The sequence below is a fragment of the Williamsia phyllosphaerae genome (assembly GCF_014635305.1).
Classification (GTDB): domain Bacteria; phylum Actinomycetota; class Actinomycetes; order Mycobacteriales; family Mycobacteriaceae; genus Williamsia_A; species Williamsia_A phyllosphaerae.
Window position 1 is genome coordinate 116,399 of sequence record NZ_BMCS01000002.1, and the last position, 18,233, is coordinate 134,631.

Annotated in this window: 16 protein-coding genes and 1 riboswitch; of the genes, 11 read left to right on the forward strand and 5 right to left on the reverse strand. The window is 68.7% G+C overall.

What is annotated here, in order from left to right:
* Window positions 1–38 precede the first annotated feature (38 nt).
* The 6 genes from IEV93_RS14440 to IEV93_RS14465 all read left to right on the forward strand — a co-directional run bounded on the left by IEV93_RS14440 (window position 39) and on the right by IEV93_RS14465 (window position 6,199).
* Window positions 39–923, forward strand: a complete 885-nt coding sequence (locus tag IEV93_RS14440) for a sulfurtransferase (protein WP_188490700.1) — start codon at window positions 39–41, stop codon at window positions 921–923.
* Window positions 920–1,366: a SufE family protein gene (locus IEV93_RS14445; protein WP_188490701.1), complete on the forward strand. Its 447-nt coding sequence runs from the start codon at window positions 920–922 to the stop codon at window positions 1,364–1,366. Before IEV93_RS14440 ends, IEV93_RS14445 begins: the two co-directional genes overlap by 4 nt.
* A gap of 18 nt (window positions 1,367–1,384) precedes the next feature.
* Window positions 1,385–2,797 (forward strand): condensation domain-containing protein, encoded by a 1,413-nt coding sequence (locus tag IEV93_RS14450; protein ID WP_188490702.1) that lies wholly within the window; start codon window positions 1,385–1,387, stop codon window positions 2,795–2,797.
* An 87-nt stretch (window positions 2,798–2,884) separates the two neighbouring features.
* Entirely contained in the window at window positions 2,885–4,693 is a 1,809-nt protein-coding gene (locus IEV93_RS14455) for an acetyl/propionyl/methylcrotonyl-CoA carboxylase subunit alpha (RefSeq protein ID WP_188490703.1), read from the forward strand.
* Window positions 4,694–4,713: 20 nt separating this feature from the next.
* Complete coding sequence (locus tag IEV93_RS14460) at window positions 4,714–5,091, forward strand: GNAT family N-acetyltransferase (RefSeq protein WP_188490704.1); 378 nt, start codon at window positions 4,714–4,716, stop codon at window positions 5,089–5,091.
* Window positions 5,092–5,230: 139 nt separating this feature from the next.
* The gene (locus IEV93_RS14465) at window positions 5,231–6,199 is read left to right on the forward strand and encodes an alpha/beta hydrolase (protein WP_188491572.1); all 969 of its coding nucleotides are present in this window, start codon (window positions 5,231–5,233) and stop codon (window positions 6,197–6,199) included.
* Window positions 6,200–6,266: 67 nt separating this feature from the next.
* Here IEV93_RS14465 and IEV93_RS14470 read toward each other — a convergent pair whose 3' ends face one another.
* The 4 genes from IEV93_RS14470 to IEV93_RS14485 all read right to left on the reverse strand — a co-directional run bounded on the left by IEV93_RS14470 (window position 6,267) and on the right by IEV93_RS14485 (window position 9,197).
* The gene (locus tag IEV93_RS14470; protein WP_188490705.1) at window positions 6,267–7,490 is read right to left on the reverse strand and encodes an acyl-CoA dehydrogenase family protein; all 1,224 of its coding nucleotides are present in this window, start codon (window positions 7,488–7,490) and stop codon (window positions 6,267–6,269) included.
* A gap of 66 nt (window positions 7,491–7,556) precedes the next feature.
* Window positions 7,557–8,204, reverse strand: a complete 648-nt coding sequence (locus IEV93_RS14475; RefSeq protein ID WP_229705195.1) for a histidine phosphatase family protein — start codon at window positions 8,202–8,204, stop codon at window positions 7,557–7,559.
* Window positions 8,114–8,923, reverse strand: a complete 810-nt coding sequence (locus IEV93_RS14480; RefSeq protein ID WP_188490706.1) for a CbtA family protein — start codon at window positions 8,921–8,923, stop codon at window positions 8,114–8,116. The genes IEV93_RS14475 and IEV93_RS14480 overlap by 91 nt, the downstream gene beginning before the upstream one ends.
* 40 nt (window positions 8,924–8,963) lie before the next feature.
* Window positions 8,964–9,197, reverse strand: coding sequence for a CbtB domain-containing protein (locus tag IEV93_RS14485; protein WP_188490707.1), 234 nt, complete (start codon window positions 9,195–9,197; stop codon window positions 8,964–8,966).
* 57 nt (window positions 9,198–9,254) lie between these two features.
* Window positions 9,255–9,326, reverse strand: a riboswitch (cobalamin riboswitch).
* Window positions 9,327–9,429: 103 nt separating this feature from the next.
* Between IEV93_RS14485 and IEV93_RS14490 the strand changes: the two genes are divergently transcribed.
* The 5 genes from IEV93_RS14490 (at window position 9,430) to IEV93_RS14510 (ending at window position 17,734) form a co-directional block, all read left to right on the forward strand.
* Window positions 9,430–14,136, forward strand: a complete 4,707-nt coding sequence (locus IEV93_RS14490; RefSeq protein ID WP_188490708.1) for an ATP-dependent helicase — start codon at window positions 9,430–9,432, stop codon at window positions 14,134–14,136.
* Between the two features lies 1 nt (window position 14,137).
* Window positions 14,138–14,908, forward strand: a complete 771-nt coding sequence (locus IEV93_RS14495) for a DNA-formamidopyrimidine glycosylase family protein (RefSeq protein WP_188490709.1) — start codon at window positions 14,138–14,140, stop codon at window positions 14,906–14,908.
* Between the two features lie 46 nt (window positions 14,909–14,954).
* A complete protein-coding gene (locus tag IEV93_RS14500) occupies window positions 14,955–15,377 on the forward strand; it encodes a PPOX class F420-dependent oxidoreductase (RefSeq protein WP_188490710.1) in 423 nt (140 codons plus the stop codon).
* A 33-nt stretch (window positions 15,378–15,410) separates the two neighbouring features.
* Entirely contained in the window at window positions 15,411–16,310 is a 900-nt protein-coding gene (locus tag IEV93_RS14505) for an SDR family NAD(P)-dependent oxidoreductase (protein WP_188490711.1), read from the forward strand.
* Between the two features lie 86 nt (window positions 16,311–16,396).
* Entirely contained in the window at window positions 16,397–17,734 is a 1,338-nt protein-coding gene (locus IEV93_RS14510) for an HNH endonuclease signature motif containing protein (RefSeq protein ID WP_229705196.1), read from the forward strand.
* Here the strand turns inward: IEV93_RS14510 and IEV93_RS14515 are convergent, their stop codons facing one another.
* Complete coding sequence (locus tag IEV93_RS14515) at window positions 17,735–18,160, reverse strand: HIT family protein (protein ID WP_188490713.1); 426 nt, start codon at window positions 18,158–18,160, stop codon at window positions 17,735–17,737.
* Window positions 18,161–18,233: the final 73 nt, after the last annotated feature.

An 18,233-nucleotide genomic window follows, 5' to 3' on the forward strand; every position in this document is an offset into this window, starting at 1 on the left:
GTACTCGTCCGCCCACCTCAAGCCCCGGGAGCCGTGCCGTGACCGTCCAGACCGACCCATATCCGGGCTTCGCCGCCTACGCTCACCCCGAGCGCCTGGTCAGCACCGAGTGGCTCAGCGCCAACCTCGGGACCCCCGGACTCAAGGTCGTCGAGTCCGACGAGGACGTCCTCCTCTACGACATCGGCCACATCCCCAGCGCGCAGAAGATCGACTGGCACCTGCACCTCAACGACCCGGTGACGCGCGACTACATCGACGGTGAGCAGTTCGCGGAGTTGATGCGCGCCAAGGGCATCCGACGTGACGACACCATCGTGGTCTACGGCGACAAGTCCAACTGGTGGGCCGCCTACGCGCTGTGGGTGTTCACGCTGTTCGGCCACTCCGACGTACGCCTGCTCGACGGTGGCCGGCAGGCGTGGTTCGCCGAGGACCGCGAGACCAGCTTCGAGGTCCCGGAGTACCCGCGGTCGGACTACCCGGTCGTCGACCGCGACGACAGCACCATCCGTGCGTTCGCCCCACAGGTCCGCGAGATCATCGGCACCGAACCGCTCATCGATGTCCGTTCGCCCCAGGAGTACTCCGGCGAACGCACCCACATGCCGGACTACCCGCAGGAGGGTGCTCTGCGCGGAGGGCACATCCCGACCGCCGTCTCCATCCCGTGGGCCAGGGCCGCCGCCCCCGACGGGCGCTTTCGCAGCCGCGCCGAACTCGACGAGATCTACGGCGATTTCGCCCCGGATCAGCCGACAGTCGCCTACTGCCGCATCGGTGAGCGGTCGTCGCACACCTGGTTCGTCCTGACCCATCTGCTCGGGTTCTCCCGGGTGCGCAACTACGACGGTTCGTGGACCGAGTGGGGCAATGCGGTGCGCGCGCCGATCGCCACCGGTGACGATCCCGGCACGCTGTGACGGTGCCCGCCGCGCTCGCGGAGATCGTCGACGATTTCGAGGCGCTGGGCGAGTCCGACCGGGTGACCTTGCTGCTGGAGTTCTCCAGGGAACTGCCCGAACTCCCCGACACCCTCGCCACCGCGGCGATGGAGCCGGTGCCGGAATGTCAGTCCCCGGTGTTCCTGTCGGTCGACGCCGCCGACCCGGCGTCGGTGCAGCTGTACTTCAGCGCGCCGCCGGAGGCACCGACCACCCGCGGTTTCGCATCCATCCTGCACCAGGGGCTCAACGGGGCCTCGGCCGACGAGATCCTCACCGTGCCCGCGGATTTCTATCACGACCTCGGGCTCGACAAGGCCGTGAGCCCGTTGCGGTTGCGTGGGATGGCGGGGATGCTCGCCCGCATCAAGAACCAGATCGCCGCCCAGGCCGGTGACCCGAACCCGGCATCGACGCCGTAGTCGTCACCGCCGCCCGCCATGAAGTTCATCCAGATGATGGACCAGCCCGTCGACCCCGGCGGACTGGTCGAGTGGTCACCGCACACCCTCGGCGGGTTCGCGAACTGGAACAGCGACCCCCGGCCGACGTCACACAACCACGAACTGCACCTGCGTGGTGCGCTCGAATACCGCTGGCGGACACAGCGTGAGGGTGGTCGGGAGTCCTGGCTGGGTCTGGCCATCGAGTTCGACGAACCCATGTCGGTACCGGCGATCCGCACGGCACTGACCCGGTGGATCGACCGGCACGAGGTACTGCGCAGCCACGTCATCATCAAGAACACCGGGATGGCGCGGTTGTCCACCCCGCCGGGATCGGTGGCCCTGAAGATGGGGCGGGTCCGGTGGTACGCCGAGGCCGGTCCGCTGCTCGATCAGCTCGCGGGCACGTTCGACCGGGCCACCGCACCGCTGCAGTGGCCCGCGTACTTGTTCGCGACGGTGGCACGCGAACGCACGTTCACGCTGCTGTTCGCCGGCGACCACTCGCTGCTCGACGGCTACTCGCTGATCCTGGCCCAGCACGAACTCGTCGAGCTCTACCGCGCCGCCCGGGAACGCCGGGAACCCGAACTGCCGCCGGTGGGCAGCTACGTCGACTTCAGCGCCGAGGAACGCCGTGTCGCCGACGCCGCCGACCGTGAGCACCCCGCGGTCGTCGCCTGGGACAACTATCTGCTGGCGACCGATCGCCAGATGCCGAGGTTCGCGACATCGGGGTCGGCTCCGGGGGAGGGCGCCGACGCCCCGCCGCAGCCCCAGTCCTCGGTGACGATGGAGCTGCTCGACGACGACGCGGCCAACCGGTTCACCGCGGTGTGTTCGGCGGCCGGGGGAAACCTGTTCGCGGGCATCCTGTCCGCACTGGCGCTGGCCTACCGCGAGGTCGGTGGCGGCGAGGAATTCCGCTGCATCACACCGCGGCACACGCGGTCCGAGGGGCGTTGGCTGGGCGCACTGGGCTGGTTCGTGGCGGTGTCGCCGCTCTACCTCGACACCACCGGGGTCGTCTCGTTCGATCAGCTCATCGGCCGCGCCACCGCCGAGCTGCGGCAGGCGCGGGTGGCCGCAGGCATCCCGTTCCTACGGGTGGCGGGATTGCTGGGCTACGAGGGCGAACCGAAGTTCGTGGTGTCGTTCATCGACACCCGGCATGCGCCCAACGCCGCCGAGGCCGACGCCGGTGGGGCGCGGGTGCTCCGCAGCCACAGCTACTCCACCGACGAGGTGTTCATCTGGGTCAACCGCACCCCGTCCGGGGTACGCATATCGGCCCGGTTCCCGGCGTCGGGACCGGCGCACGGGGAGGTCAGTCGATTCCTGGTCACCTTCGGCGACATCGTGCGCGGTATCGGCGATCAGAGCACCTTCGCGCCACACAACACTTGACCGCCGAACCGATCAATCGCTCGGTGCGTTAGGGTACTTTTCGGTGCCAGCACCTCACATCCGCGTCACATCGCCACAGGAGAACACGTGCCCAGTCATGCCAGTCCGGTGATCAGCAAAGTCCTCGTCGCCAATCGCGGTGAGATCGCCGTCCGGGTGATCCGCGCCGCGCGCGATGCGGGCCTGGGCAGTGTGGCGGTCTACGCCGAGCCCGACGCCGACGCACTGTTCGTCAAGCTGGCCGACGAGGCCTTCGCACTGGGCGGTCAGAGCTCCGCGGAGTCGTACCTGGTGTTCGACAAGATCCTCGACGCCGCCGCCAAGTCCGGCGCCGATGCCATCCACCCCGGATACGGATTCCTCTCCGAGAACGCCGACTTCGCCCAGGCCGTGATCGATGCCGACCTGGTGTGGATCGGACCGTCACCGCAGTCGATCCGCGACCTCGGCGACAAGGTCACCGCCCGCCACATCGCCCTCAAGGCCGACGCCCCCATGGCGCCGGGTACCAAGGACCCCGTCAAGAACGCCGACGAGATCGTCGCGTTCGCCGAAGAGCACGGTGTCCCGGTCGCGATCAAGGCGGCGTTCGGTGGCGGTGGCCGCGGCATGAAGGTCGCCTACACGATCGCCGAGATCCCGGAGCTGTTCGACTCGGCCACCCGCGAGGCCGTCTCGGCCTTCGGTCGCGGCGAGTGCTTCGTCGAGCGCTACCTCGACAAGGCCCGTCACGTCGAGGCCCAGGTGATCGCCGACCAGCACGGCAACGTCATCGTCGCCGGCACCCGCGACTGCTCGCTGCAGCGGCGCTTCCAGAAGCTCGTCGAGGAGGCCCCCGCGCCCTTCCTGACCACCGAGCAGCGCGAGAAGATCCACTCATCGGCCAAGGCCATCTGCCGCGAGGCGGGCTACTACGGCGCCGGGACCGTCGAGTTCCTCGTCGGCTCCGACGGCCTCGTCTCGTTCCTCGAGGTCAACACCCGCCTGCAGGTCGAACACCCCGTCACCGAGGAGACCGCGGGCATCGACCTCGTCCGCCAGCAGTTCCGCATCGCCGCCGGCGAGAAGCTCGAGTTCACCGAGGACCCCACACCGCGCGGACACTCCTTCGAGTTCCGCATCAACGGCGAGGACGCGGGCCGCAACTTCCTGCCCGCCCCCGGCCCCATCACCGTCTACAAGGAGCCGACCGGCCCGGGCGTGCGCGTCGACTCCGGTGTCGTCCAGGGCGATGTCATCGGCGGCGGATTCGACTCGATGCTGGCCAAGCTGATCGTGACCGGCGAGAACCGCGAGCAGGCGCTGGAGCGATCGCGTCGCGCGCTGGCCGAGTTCGAGGTCGAGGGCCTGGCCACCGTGCTGCCCTTCCACCGCCACATCGTCTCCAACCCCGCTTTCATGGCGTCTGTGGACGACAACGGCGTGGAGAAGTTCGACATCTACACCAAGTGGATCGAAACCGACTGGGACAACCCGATCGAGCCCTACACCGGTGGCCAGCCCATCGAGGAGGACGACGCCGCGCCGCGACACAACGTGGTGGTCGAGGTCGGTGGCCGTCGAGTGGAGGTCTCCCTGCCCGGCGACCTCGCCCTGGCCGGCGCGAACGGCGCGGGAGGCGGCGCGATCCGCAAGAAGCCCAAGGCCCGCACGCGCACCAAGGGAGGGGCCGCAGCCGTGTCCGGTGACGCCGTGGCCGCCCCGATGCAGGGCACCGTGGTCAAGGTCGCCGTCACCGAGGGCCAGGAGGTCTCCGCCGGTGAACTCGTCGTCGTGCTCGAGGCGATGAAGATGGAGAACCCGGTCACCGCGCACAAGGACGGCACGGTCACCGGCCTGTCCGTCGAGCCCGGCTCCGCGGTCACCCAGGGCACCGTCCTGCTCGAGCTCAAGTAGCACCGGCCCCGGCCTCCGCGATGGAACCCGTGGAGATCAACGCGGGCGCGTGGTACCTGCGCGCTCTGCGCGACGACGACCGGGTCACCGACGTGACCGCGCTCGGCGAGACCGGCCTGCTCGGGACCGCGAGCGACTCGCCCGCGCAGTTCGTCACCGACGCCGCATCGTGGTGGGCCGACGAGACGCGGTTCACCTGGGCGGTGTGCGAACCGACCACCGGCGAACTGATCGCGCTCATCGCGGTCACCAGGGACGACCGGCGGCCGGACCATGCGTACCTGACCTCGGCGTACCGCGCCGATCATACCGAGGCGCTCGCGGTGGGCAGTGCGGCGGTCACCCGCTTCGTCGAGGGCGCACTCGGTCTGACTGTCGCCCCTTCGGCCGAACTGTAAGACCTTGGCGTCTGCGAGCGATAGTCGAGGATAGGATCGACCAACCTCCTTCGAAAGGCCAGGACCCTTGTCTCACCGGACCCCGGTTGCCCGTGTGCGCACCGCACTGCTGACCGCAGCCGCGGCCGCCGCAGTCGTCATGGCGGGGACCGTCGTCGTCCCGACCGCGACCGCAGCCCCTCTCCCCGTTCCCGGCGCCACGTCGCCGGACGGTTCGAAACTCGTCTCGGTCACCAAGACCGGCGATCGACAGCTGAACATCGAGGTGCGTTCGGCCGCGATGAACAAGGTCATCCCGCTGTCGGTGATCCTGCCCAAGGATCGCAGTGCCCCGCGGCCCACGCTCTACCTGCTCAACGGCGCGGGTGGCGGTGAGGACGCGGCGACCTGGGAGCGACAGACCGACGTCGTGAAGTTCTTCTCCGACAAGAACGTCAACGTCATCACGCCCAATGCGGGCGCCTACAGCTACTACACCGACTGGGAACGCACCGACAAGGTGCTGGGCAAGCCGTTGTGGTCGACGTTCCTCGGCAAGGAACTGCCCACGATCATCGATCAGGCGTTCTCGACCACCGGTCGCAACGCGATCGCCGGCATCTCGTCCTCGGCGTCGTCGGTGCTGAACCTGGCCGTCGAACATCCGGGTCTGTACCGCGCGGTCGGCGCCTACAGCGGTTGTGCCGCGTCGTCGAGCCCGGCGGGTCAGGCCTACGTCCGCCTCGTGGTCGAGAGCCGCGGTGGCGCGAACGTGACCAACATGTGGGGGCGCTACCCCGGACCGAACTGGTCCGCGCACGACGCCCTGGTGACCGCCCCCAAGCTGCGCGGGACGAGCCTCTACATCTCCAGCGGTAGCGGACTGCCCGGCAAGTACGACAACCAGGCGGACCTGCGCCCGGGTGCCGACCTCGGCTCGCAGATCATCCTCGGTGGTCCGATCGAGGCCGCCACCAACGCCTGCACCCATCAGCTGGCAGAACGCCTGGGCCAGTTGAAGATCCCCGCCACGTTCCACTTCCCCGACGGGGGCACGCATTCGTGGGGGTACTGGGAGGACGAGCTGCACCGGTCCTGGCCGCAGCTCGGGCGCGCGATCGGCGCCTAGGCGCGACAGCCACAGACGAAACGACCGCCGGGCCCTGTGGGCTCGGCGGTCGTCTCGTTCTGCTCGATCACGTACCCGCGAGAAGTCCCTTGGCCACGTGGGTCACCTGGATCTCGTTGCTACCGGCATAGATCATGAGCGACTTCGCGTCGCGCGCCAGCTGCTCCACGCGGTACTCGGCCATGTAGCCGTTGCCGCCGAACAGCTGCACGGCCTCCATGGCCACGTCGGTGGCCGCCTTCGACGAGTACAGCTTCATCGCCGACGCCTCCGACAGGCTGATCGATTTCCGGTCCTTGCCGCGCTCGAGCGCGCTGAAGATCATGTTCTGCACGTTGATCCGCGCGATCTCCATCTCGGCGAGCTTGAGCTGGATGAGCTGGAACTGTCCGATGTTCTTGCCCCACAGCGTGCGGTTGCGGGCGTAGTCGACCGACAGGCGCAGGCACTCGTTGATGATGCCCAGCGACAGCGCCGCGATCCCGACACGCTCCATGGTGAAGCCGGCCTTCGCGCCCTCGCCGCCGCGCTTGTCCGCTCCGGTGTCCTCGGTCTCGCCGAGGAGACGGTCCGGCGACACGCGGACGTTGTCGAAGAACAGCTCGCCGGTGGGCGAGCTCATCATCCCCATCTTCTTGAACGGCTTGCCCTGGGTGAGTCCCTCCATGCCCTTGTCGAGCACGAAGGACAGGACCTTGCGGTCGCGGATCGGGGTGCCGTCTCCCTCGTCGAGCTTCGCGAACACGACGATGGTGTCGGCGTAGGGGCCGTTCGTGATGAAGGTCTTGTTGCCCTTGAGGATGTAGTCCTCACCGTCGCGCTTGACGGTTGTCTTCATGCCGCCCAGCGCATCGGACCCGGAGTCGGGTTCGGTGATGGCCCAGGCGCCGATCTTCTCGAGCGTCACCAGCTCGGGCAGCCAACGCTTCTTCTGCGCCAACGTGCCCTTCGATCGGATCGTCCCGACGGTGAGCTGACAGACACCCAGCGATGCGATGATGCCGAGGCTGACGCCCGCGAGCTCGGTGTTGAGCAGCATGAAGGTGCTGTCACCCATGCCGCCGCTGACGGCACCGGGCTTGGCCTCACCGGTGGCCTCGGACTCGAGTTCCTTCTCCAGCCCCTCCCGCGCCATCTGGTCGACGCCGAAGGTGGTGTACAGCTTCCGCGCGATGTCATAGGGCGGGAGCACGCCGGTCTCGAGCTCGTCGAGGTGCGGTCGGACCTCTTTGTCGATGAACCCGCGAAGGGCATCGCGGATCATGAGATCTTCTTCGGACCATTCGTACATGGGGCATTTCCTCCGCGCTGATGGCGTCACTGTCGGACAACGATGAAACAAAAAGTGAAACTTGCTTCATTTCTGTGTATCAGAGTGACACCGATCCTCGCCACTGTCCAGTGGCAGAAACACCGTGTGCTCGGAGGCCGGTTCCACCTCGATCGCCCAATAGTCGTCCGGACCGCCGTGCCGGGTGTACGCGAGGACGGCCTGCGCCACCGGCATGGAGACGACGAGGATCATCTCCGGGGTCCTGGTCCGGTCGATCCAGTCGCCTATGCGTGCAACGAAATCCGCGATGCTCTCGCCGCCGTGGGGCACCGAGGCGATGTCGGTGAACCAGTCGCGCAGTTCGCCGACCGGGATGTCCTCCGGCGCCCGACCGCGCCAGCGTCCCAGGTCGAGGGTGCTCAGGTCGGTGTCGACGCGGGCGTCGACACCGAGCACGTCGGCGGTCTGCACCACCGACGCCTCCGGACCGCAGAGCGCCACACCGTCCGGCGGGGAACCCACCGAACTCTCGACGAGCCGGCGGCAGTCCCGCCGGCCGGTCTCGTCGAGGTCGTGGTGCTCTGATCCGAACCTCAGGTCCCGGTTGGGACCCGTGCGCCCGGCGGCGATGACCCGGACGGTCAGCGAAGCGACTCCGCCGAGGCCGCCGTGGTGCGACGTGTGGCCAGTCGTGTGAGCACGACCGCGAAGACGAGTCCGAGAACCGTCCACAGGATCATCTGGTTGGCGATCGAGTAGAAGCGGAACGTCCCGACGACGTCACCGGGGAATCCCGGGAACACGATTGCCCCGTCCGGGGCGGTCAGGGCCGTGGGCACCTCGTCGAAACTCGGCAGCAGCGCCATCGCGACACCGACGACGGTGAGATAGCCGACCGCCGAGACGATCAACGCGTACAGGCCGCCGATGCGGGGCAGCAACCAGAAGGCCAGGACCACTGCTGCGATCGCGACGACCAACGACACCAGCGTCATCGTCAGGTAGGACCCGCTGCGCGAGCCGATGGTGTCGTCGTTGCCGACGGCGGGCGGGTTGGCCGGGTACTTGCCGAACGGCACGAGGTAGACCGCGACGAATCCGCCGAACGCCAGCAGTCCGGCGACGAGACGGGGATCGACCAGCGGGTACCGCCGACCGACGTAGGCCCACAGGACGGTGAAGATCACCGCGAAGACCGCGCCCATGGCCAGTCCGAAGACGATCGAGCCGACGCCGGCACCGATGTTCTCCTGTACCGAGCGGGTGAAGACCTCACCGTGCTCGTGGGCACCGTGCTCGCCGGCGAGCATCTCCTCGGCTGCGCTGCGGCCACCCTCGTAATCGATGGCCTTGGCCACCTGCGGCTCGATGAAGATCCGAGCGAACACGAACGCGAACAATCCGGCGACGAGACCCGAGATGAGTCCGGCGCCGATGAATTTCTTCTCCATGGAGTTGTCGACTTCCTTCGCTACGAGGCGTGTGGGGTGCTCAGTGGCAGGGGAAGCCGAGGAAGTGACGGGCGTCGTGGACGAACTCGTGCACGTGGGTGTCGGCGCCGAACACCGAGACGGCGCCCTGGTCGTAGCCGAGGAAGTAGTAGGCCAGCGCCGCGACTGCGGTGGTGGCGGTGAGCCACAGGGCGGTGTTGACCACCGAGATGTCCGGGGTGTCGAGAACCAGCGAACCGGGGCGGCTCGCGGTGGCGACAGATGTGTTCGACATGTTGCTCCTCTACGGGATTGCGCGTCCCGTGTCGTGGGGTGATGTGTGCCGTGCGTCGGTTACCTGACTCGCTCACCTCGCGGGTGACCTCACAGTGGCGCGACCGTCCCGGATTCTCACCGGGTTCCCCGCGCACAGCTCGCATGACTGTATTGCCGACCATCACCGCTGGTCAATACGCATCGCCCGGCGAGGCGGGAGAGTTGTCGGTGGTGTGGTGGATCATGGACCGATGACCACCACCGTCGCTGCCGACGTGCTCGCGCGGTTCAGCGCGCCCACCCGCGACTGGTTCACCGGTGCGTTCTCGGCCCCGACCCCGGCCCAGATCGGGGCGTGGAACGCCATCGCCGACGGAGCCCACACCCTGGTGGTGGCGCCGACGGGGTCCGGCAAGACGCTCTCGGCGTTCCTGTGGGCGCTCGACCGTCTCGCGTCCGAACACGCCGCACCGACCCCGGGTTCTCCCGACGCGCCGTCCCGCGTAGGCACCACGGTCCTCTACATCTCCCCGCTCAAGGCCCTCGCGGTCGACGTCGAGCGCAACCTGCGGGCCCCGTTGGCGGGGATCACACGCTCTGCGGTCGCCCTGGGTCTGCCCGCCCCCGACATCACCGTGGGCGTCCGATCCGGCGACACCCCGACCGCGCAACGCCGACTGCTGCTGCGCACACCACCGGACATCCTCATCACCACGCCCGAGTCGTTGTTCCTGATGCTGACGTCGTCGGCGCGCGAGACGTTGACGTCGGTGCACACGGTCATCGTCGACGAGGTGCACGCGGTCGCGGCCACCAAACGCGGTACCCACCTGGCGTTGTCGCTGGAACGCCTGGACGACTTGCTGACCGCGCCGGTGCAGCGCATCGGGTTGTCGGCGACGGTCCGACCCGCCGACCGCGTCGCGGGGTTCCTGGCCGGGGCCGCACCGTGCACCATCGTCTCGCCGCCCGCGGCCAAGACGTTCGATCTGCAGGTCGACGTCCCCGTCCCGGACATGGCCAACATCCCCGCCCCGCCCGGGGTCGGGGAGTTCGATGACGAGACCGCGCCCACGGCCGGCTCGTTGTGGCCCTACGTGGAGAACGGCATCGTCGATCTGGTCGAGAAGAACCGGTCCACCATCGTGTTCACCAACTCGCGGCGGCTTTCCGAGCGGCTCACCGCACGGCTCAACGAGATCCACGCCGAACGGATCGGCGATCCCGTGGAGAAGGGGCCGAACCCGTCCGTGCCCGGCGGGGCGCCCGCCTACGTCATGGGCAGCGGTGCCAGCTCCGGTGCCGAGCCGCTGCTCGCCCGCGCCCACCACGGGTCGGTGTCGAAGGAGCAGCGCGCGCTCATCGAGGACGACCTCAAGGCCGGTCGGCTGCGCTGCGTCGTGGCGACGAGCTCACTCGAACTCGGTATCGACATGGGCGCGGTCGATCTCGTCATCCAGGTCGAGACGCCGCCGTCGGTGGCCAGCGGGCTGCAGCGCGTGGGTCGCGCCGGGCACCAGGTGGGCGAGATCAGCAAGGGCGTGCTGTTCCCCAAACACCGGGCCGACCTCATCCACAGCACCGTGGCGGTCTCGCGCATGCGTGACGGGCTGATCGAGGAGATCGCGGTTCCCGCCAATCCGCTCGACATCCTCGCCCAGCACACCGTGGCGGCCAGCGCCGTCGACGTCCTCGACGTCGAGGCGTGGTTCGACACCGTGCGTCGTTCCGCGCCCTACAAGACGCTGCCCCGGTCGGCGTACGAGGCGACCCTCGACCTGCTGTCGGGGCGGTATCCGTCCGACGAGTTCGCCGAGCTACGGCCCCGCGTCGTCTGGGATCGCGACGCGTCGACGATCTCCGGGCGCCCGGGCGCACAACGACTCGCGGTGACCTCGGGCGGTTCCATCCCCGACCGCGGCATGTTCGCCGTGTTCATGGTCGGCGAGAAGGGCACGCGCGTCGGCGAACTCGACGAGGAGATGGTCTACGAGTCCCGCGTGGGCGACGTCTTCGCACTCGGCGCGTCGAGCTGGCGCATCGAGGACATCACCCATGACCGCGTGCTGGTGTCACCGGCATTCGGGTCGCCGGGCCGGCTGCCGTTCTGGATCGGCGACGCGGTGGGTCGGCCCAGCGAGCTCGGGGCCGCCATCGGCAAGTTCATGGGTGAGATCGCCGACGACCTCAGTTCGGGCACGTCGACCGTTCTCGAGGACCGTGCACGTGAGCTCGGTCTGACCGACTACGCGCGGGACAACCTGCGCACCCTCGTCGCCGAGCAGCGCGATGCGACCGGTCACCTCCCCACCGACCGCACCCTGGTCGTCGAGAGGTTCCGTGACGAACTCGGCGACTGGCGGGTCATCCTGCACTCCCCCTACGGCCTGCGGGTGCACGCGCCGTGGGCCAGTGCCATCGGTGCGCGACTGCGGGATCGACTCGGGCTCGACGGGGCCACCACCGCGTCCGACGACGGCATCATCGTGCGCCTGCCCGACACCGACGACGACCCGCCCGGCGCCTCGCTGTTCGTCATCGACCCCGACGAGATCGAGGACATCGTCACCGAGGAGCTGGGCGGATCGGCGATGTTCGCGAGCCGCTTCCGCGAGTGTGCAGCCCGCGCGTTGCTGCTCCCCCGCCGCAACCCCGGCAAGCGCGCGCCCCTGTGGCAGCAGCGTCAACGCAGCGCCCAGTTGCTCTCCGTCGCAGCCAAGTTCCCCCAGTTCCCGATCATCCTCGAGACGATGCGCGAATGCCTGCAGGACGTCTACGACCTACCTGCGCTCACCGACCTGCTCACCGGCATCTCGACCCGGAAGATCCGCATCGTCGAGACCGAGACCGACTCCCCGTCACCGTTGGCCGCATCACTGCTGTTCGGCTACGTCGGCGCGTTCATGTACGCCGACGACGCCCCACTGGCCGAGCGGCGTGCTGCGGCACTGTCGTTGGACACCGCGCTGCTGGCCCAGCTCCTCGGACGCGTCGACCTGCGCGAGCTGCTCGACCCCGGCGTCATCGCCGACGTCGAGGCCAAGCTGCAACGCACCCACCCGGATCGCCGTGCACACGACGCCGAGGGCATCGCCGACCTGCTCCGCTGGCTCGGGCCGCTCACCGACGAGCAGATCGCCGAGCGCTTCACTCTCGACGATTCCCCCGCGACTCCACGCGAGCTGGTCGAGAACCTGCAGCTGACCAACCGCGTCATCTCGGTCAACCACGCCGGCGCCGTCCTGTGGGCGGCCATCGAGGACACCGCCCGCCTGCGCGACGCCCTCGGCATCCCGGCGCCGATGGGTGTGCCTGCCGCGTTCAGCGAACCGGTGCCCGACCCCGTCGGCGACCTCGTCGCCCGTTTCGCCCGCACACACGGGCCGTTCACGGTGGCCGAGGCCTCGACCTCGGTCGGCATCCCGGTCGCGGTGGTCCGGGACACCTTGCGCAGGTTGGCATCCGAGCGGCGCGTGATCGAGGGTGATTTCCGTCCGGAGCCGGCCGACACCACCCCCGACGCCCAGCAGTGGTGCAACACCGAGGTGCTCGCCCAGATCCGCCGGGGGTCGCTCGCCGCGAGTCGCGCCGAGATCGCCCCGGTCTCGGTCGACGCGTTCTCGCGATTCCTGCTCGACTGGCAACATCTCCGACCCTCCGACCCGCAGGCGAGCGACTCCCGAAAACCCCTGCGCGGCCCGGACGGAGTGTCCACCGTGATCGACCAACTCGCCGGTGTGCCCATCCCGGCGTCGGCGTGGGAGTCGCTGATCCTGCCCGCCCGGGTCGCCGACTACCGGGCGGGGATGCTCGACGAGCTCATGTCGAGCGGCGAGGTGGCGTGGGCCGGGCACGGCCGACTCGGCACCGCCGACGGGTGGATCAGCCTGCACCCCACCGATCTGGCGCCGCTGACGCTTCCCGAACCCGCCGAGATCGACATCACCGACGTCCATCGCGGGCTGCTCGGACACCTCGAGCACGGCGGCGCCTACCAGTTCCGTCAGCTCGCCCCCGCGAGCACCGACGACGGCCCGGTTCCCGGTGACGCCGATCTCGAGCGCGCCCTGTGGGACCTGGTGTGGGCCGGTCAGATCAGCAACGACACCTTCGCGCCGGTGCGGGCATTGCTCAGCCCACGGAAGTCGCCGGGCACACCACGCGGTACGCCCGCGCATCGCAGTCGCGGACGGGCACCACGGTTGCGGGGACACCGGCTGTCCACCCGATACCTCAGCGAGTCGCAGATGTCGTTGCGGCAGACGCCGCCCACCGTCTCCGGCCGCTGGTTCGCACTCGACGCGCGGGTCGACGACCCGACGGTGTCGACGCACGGGATCTGCGAGCAGTTGCTCGAGCGGTACGGGGTCGTCACCAAGGGCTCGGTGAGCAACGAGGGGGTGTTGGGCGGGTTCGCGCGGATCTACAAGGCGCTGAGCGGTTTCGAGGACAGCGGCAAAGTCCGGCGCGGCTATTACGTTGACGGTCTCGGTGGCGCGCAGTTCGCTGCGACCGGCACCGTCGACGCACTACGCGAGCACACCGAGGACGCGACCGACGAACGTGGCGGCCCGCAGAACGCCACCGTGCTGGCCGCCACCGACCCGGCCAACCCGTTCGGCGCGGCGTTGACGTGGCCGGAGTCGACGACCACCGAGAACGCGGGGCACCGACCCGGTCGCAAACCGGGCGCCCTGGTGGTGCTCGTCGACGGGCGTCTGACGCTGTTCGTCGAGCGCGGCGGCAAGACGGTCCTGACCTTCGGCGAGCGTGCCGCCGACCTCGTGCCCGCGGCCACCGCGCTCGCCGCGACCGTCCGATCCGGCGGCGTCAGCAAACTGCTGATCGAACGCGTCGACGGCGACCCGATCTTCGGGACCGATCTGGCCACCGCGCTCACCGAATCAGGTTTCACGGCCACACCTCGGGGCATCCGACTGCGACACATGGTGCGCTGAGGTGCCCGAGGGCGACTCCGTGTACCAGGCCGCCGCTCGCGTCCGTAAGGCGTTCGAGGGCAAGGTGATCGAGTACTGCCAGTTCCGCGTGCCGCGGTTCGCCACGGTTGATCTGAGCGGGCGGACGGTCGAATCGGTGCGATCGGTGGGCAAGCACCATCTGATCGACGTCGGAGACGACCTCTCCATCCACACCCATCTGAAGATGGAGGGGGCGTGGCATGTCCATCCGATCGGGACGAAGTGGCGTCGACCCGCGTTCCACGCACGGCTGGTACTGCGCACCGACACCCACGAGGCGGTCGCCTTCGAGATGGGGATCTGCGAGATGGTGGAGGATGCCGACGGGGCGTTGGCGTACATCGGCCCCGACCTGCTCGGCCCCACCTGGGACACCGATGTCGCCGTCGCAAACCTCCTGCGCGACCCCGATCGGCCCATCGGCCTCGCGCTGCTCGACCAGCACCTGATGGCCGGCGTCGGCAACGTCTTCCGCTGTGAGGCCTGCTTCCTGCGCGGGGTGGATCCGCGCCGGAAGGTTGCCGACGTGGACGTCCCGGCGATGGTCGATCTGTGTCACCGGCTGTTGCAGGCGAACCGCTCCCGCATCCGGACGACGACCGGTGTGAACGTGAACGGCAAGCGCTACTACGTCTACGGACGCGGGCGGAAGCCGTGCTTTCGCTGCGGTACCCCGATCAGCCGGGACTTCCTGGGTGAGGGTGACAGCGAGGAACGCGTCCTCTATCACTGCACCCGCTGCCAGACCTGAGTCGACGGTTGGGAATACCCGCTCGTCGGACGGCCTTGGATGTGCCATGAGGCTGAACGACTCGGCGCGCGCACTGGTCGGATCCGGCGCGGACGCGACCCTGGTGACCCTGAACCCCGACGGCAGCCCGCAGGTGTCGGTCGTCTGGGTGGCGCTGCGCTCGACGCCCGAGGGCGACGAGCTGCTCACCGCTCACCTGGGGGTCTATCAGAAGGTGCGCAACGTCCGCCGTGACCCGCGCGTCGCGGTCACCATCCTGGGATCAGCCCCGGCGGCTCTCATGACGCCCTACCTGGCGATCAACGGCACAGCCGACATCCTCGAGGGCGGTGCGCCCGAGTTGCTGTCCGACCTCGCGGCCACGCTCGCACCTGCCGACTCCGGCTTCCCGCCACAGGACGCGCCGCCCGGATACATCACCCGCATCCGAATCGAGAAGGTCGGCGGCGTCGGCCCCTGGAAGGACTGAGCCGGCCGTACCGGCTGCCCTACCCTGGGCCCCATGGCCTCAGATCAGCACTGGACCCCGGCACGCCTCGGCGATCGCAGCGGTCAACGCATCATCGTCACCGGCGCGACGAACGGCGTCGGGCTCGCGACCGCACGCGCCCTCGCCGACGCAGGCGCACACGTCATCCTCGCGGTCCGCAACACCGAACTGGGTGCTCGTCGGGCTACCGAGATCGGCGGGTCCACCGAGGTCGCGCACATCGATCTGTCCAATCTGGCGTCGGTCCGGGCGTTCGCCGAGCGTCTCGACGACGATGTCGACATCCTGATCAACAACGCCGGCCTCGTCTCCCAGAGCCGCGAGGAGACCGCCGACGGGTTCGAGAAGACGATCGGCACGAACTTCCTCGGCCCGTTCGCGCTCACCAACCTGCTTCTCCCCCGGGTGCGGTCGCAGATCGTCAACGTCGGTTCCGACGCCCACAAGCAGGCCACCATCCGACTCGACGACCTGCACCTGCGGTCGCGGAAGTGGAACATCATGGGCGCCTACTCCCGGTCGAAGCTGGCCGTGATGCTGTGGGGGCTCGAGCTCGATCGGCGTCTACGCGAGTCGGGGTCGCCGGTGACCTCTCAGCTGACGCATCCGGGATGGGTCGCGTCGAACATCTCGAACGTCTCCGACACCCCGTTGATGTCTACCTTCCACAAGGGCGTCCAGATGGTGGCCAGCCGCCTCGCCAACGACATCGCCGCCGGTGCGGCCCCGACCCTGTACTGCCTCACCGAACCGATCCCGCCGGGCAGCTACGTCGGCATCGACAGCAGGTTCGGCTACAAGGGTGGGCCCACTCTGGCCGGGCGAACCGGCAACGCCTGCGATTTCGCCGCCGCCCGGCAACTGTGGGAGATGGCCGAGAGCCAGACCGGTACGTCGTGGCCGCTCAGCTGATCCACACCGCGTTCCGCGGAACGTTTTTGTCGGTGCCCGTCGATATCCTTCCCCCATAGATTCACCACATCCGGGGAGGGATGGCAATGGATTTCGTGGACATGTCAGACGGGGAACTCGAGGACACGGTCATCGGTCACGCCGGCCAGCTGGCCGCACAGACCTGCACGTTCCTGGATGCGCTGCGGGAGTTCGACACCCGGGGCGCGTGGAACGGGGTCAACATCCGGTCGTGCGCACAGTGGTTGTCGTGGAAGACCGGACTGTCACGGCGGACCGCGCAGGATCAGTTGCGCGTCGCCCATGCGCTCGCCGACCTCCCACACCTGCACGACGCATTCGCGCACGGGCGGCTGTCCTATTCGAAGGTGCGCGCCGTCTCGCGCGTGGCCACCGCCGACAGCGAACCCGAACTGGTCGACATCGCTCTGTCGTCGACCGCCGAACAGGTCGAACGCCTCTGCCGTGGACTGCGCACCATCAACCGGCGCGGGGCACCCGACGCCGCGCCCGCCGATTTCACGGCCAGGTGGAACTGGGACGACGACGGGACCTTGCGAGTGTCGATGCGGCTCAACCCGGTCGACGGCGCACGGTTCCTTGCCGGCGTCGTGCGCAGCGACTACGAGCGGACCCGCACCATCGACGATCCCGATGTACCGGCACCACCGGAATCGCCAGAATTGCCGGGATCGCCGGGCGACTCGGGCCTGCCCACCGATCTGTGGCGCAACGTCCCGTCGAACATCGCACCTGCGGTCATTGCGATGTCCGACATCGCCTGCGACATGATCGACGTCCCCGAAACCGCCCCCGGCGCCGAGGTGTTGATCGTGGAGGACTCCGCCACCGGCGACGCGCACATCGACGACGGCCCACCGCTCGACACCCACGAGCGTGACGAGGCCCGCTGCGACGCCATCGTTCGCGCGGTGCGTGTGCAGCAGGGCGCCGTGCTGGCCTGGGGACGCCGGCGCCGCACACCCAGCCCGGCACAGATCCGGGCGGTCTTCATGCGGGACCGCTGCTGCACGATGCCCGGGTGTGGCCGCACCCGATTCCTGCACGTCCACCACGTCGCCTTCTGGTCACACGGTGGTGCCACGGATCTCGACAACCTCGTGCTGCTCTGCGGCGAGCACCACCGTCGGCTGCACCGCGACGAATTCAGCATCGTCCCCACTGCGCCGCAACAGTTCGAGTTCCACACTGCCGCAGGCGACCTCATCGAGGTGGCGCCACCGATCGCCGCAGAACCCCGGTTCCGCCCCGACCGCACCACAGCTCCTGCAGCCATCCTGCCCAACTGGGGCGGCGAGAAGCTCGACCTGTCCTACGCCACGGATGTTCTCACCCACATCTGGGCGCTGCGCGCGCGAGAGAAGGCCGCGGACACGACACCGGCAGAGGCGATGGCCGCCTGATCAGTTCGCGGCAGCACTGAGCCGGGCGCCCAGTTCGGCGATCGTGTCCATGCGCCCCCGCGTCGGTGTCCACGGCAGGGTGAGGCGATCTCTGGCCTTGTCGACGTACCTCGGGATGACGTGCAGATGGAAATGGAACACGGTCTGCCACGCGTCGGCCCCGCAGCAGTTGAGCAGATTGACGCCGTCGGCACCGAGTTCCCGGACGGCGACCGCGGCAATGCGCTGAGCCGACAGAGTCACCGCGGTCAGGTCCTCGGCCGGGATGTCGAGCAGATCGGTGCTGTGCCGCTTCGGTATCACCAACAGGTGTCCGTCGGACGCCGGATTGATGTCCATGAACGCGAGGGTCGTATCGTCCTCGGCCACCGTCACACTCGGACTGTCACCGGCGACGATGTCGCAGAACACGCACTGTTTGCTCATCTCCTGACAGTAGGTCAGCGCGACCGGCATCCGACGACCTTCGCCGCAGGTGCGTTCAGCGGAACGCGCGCTA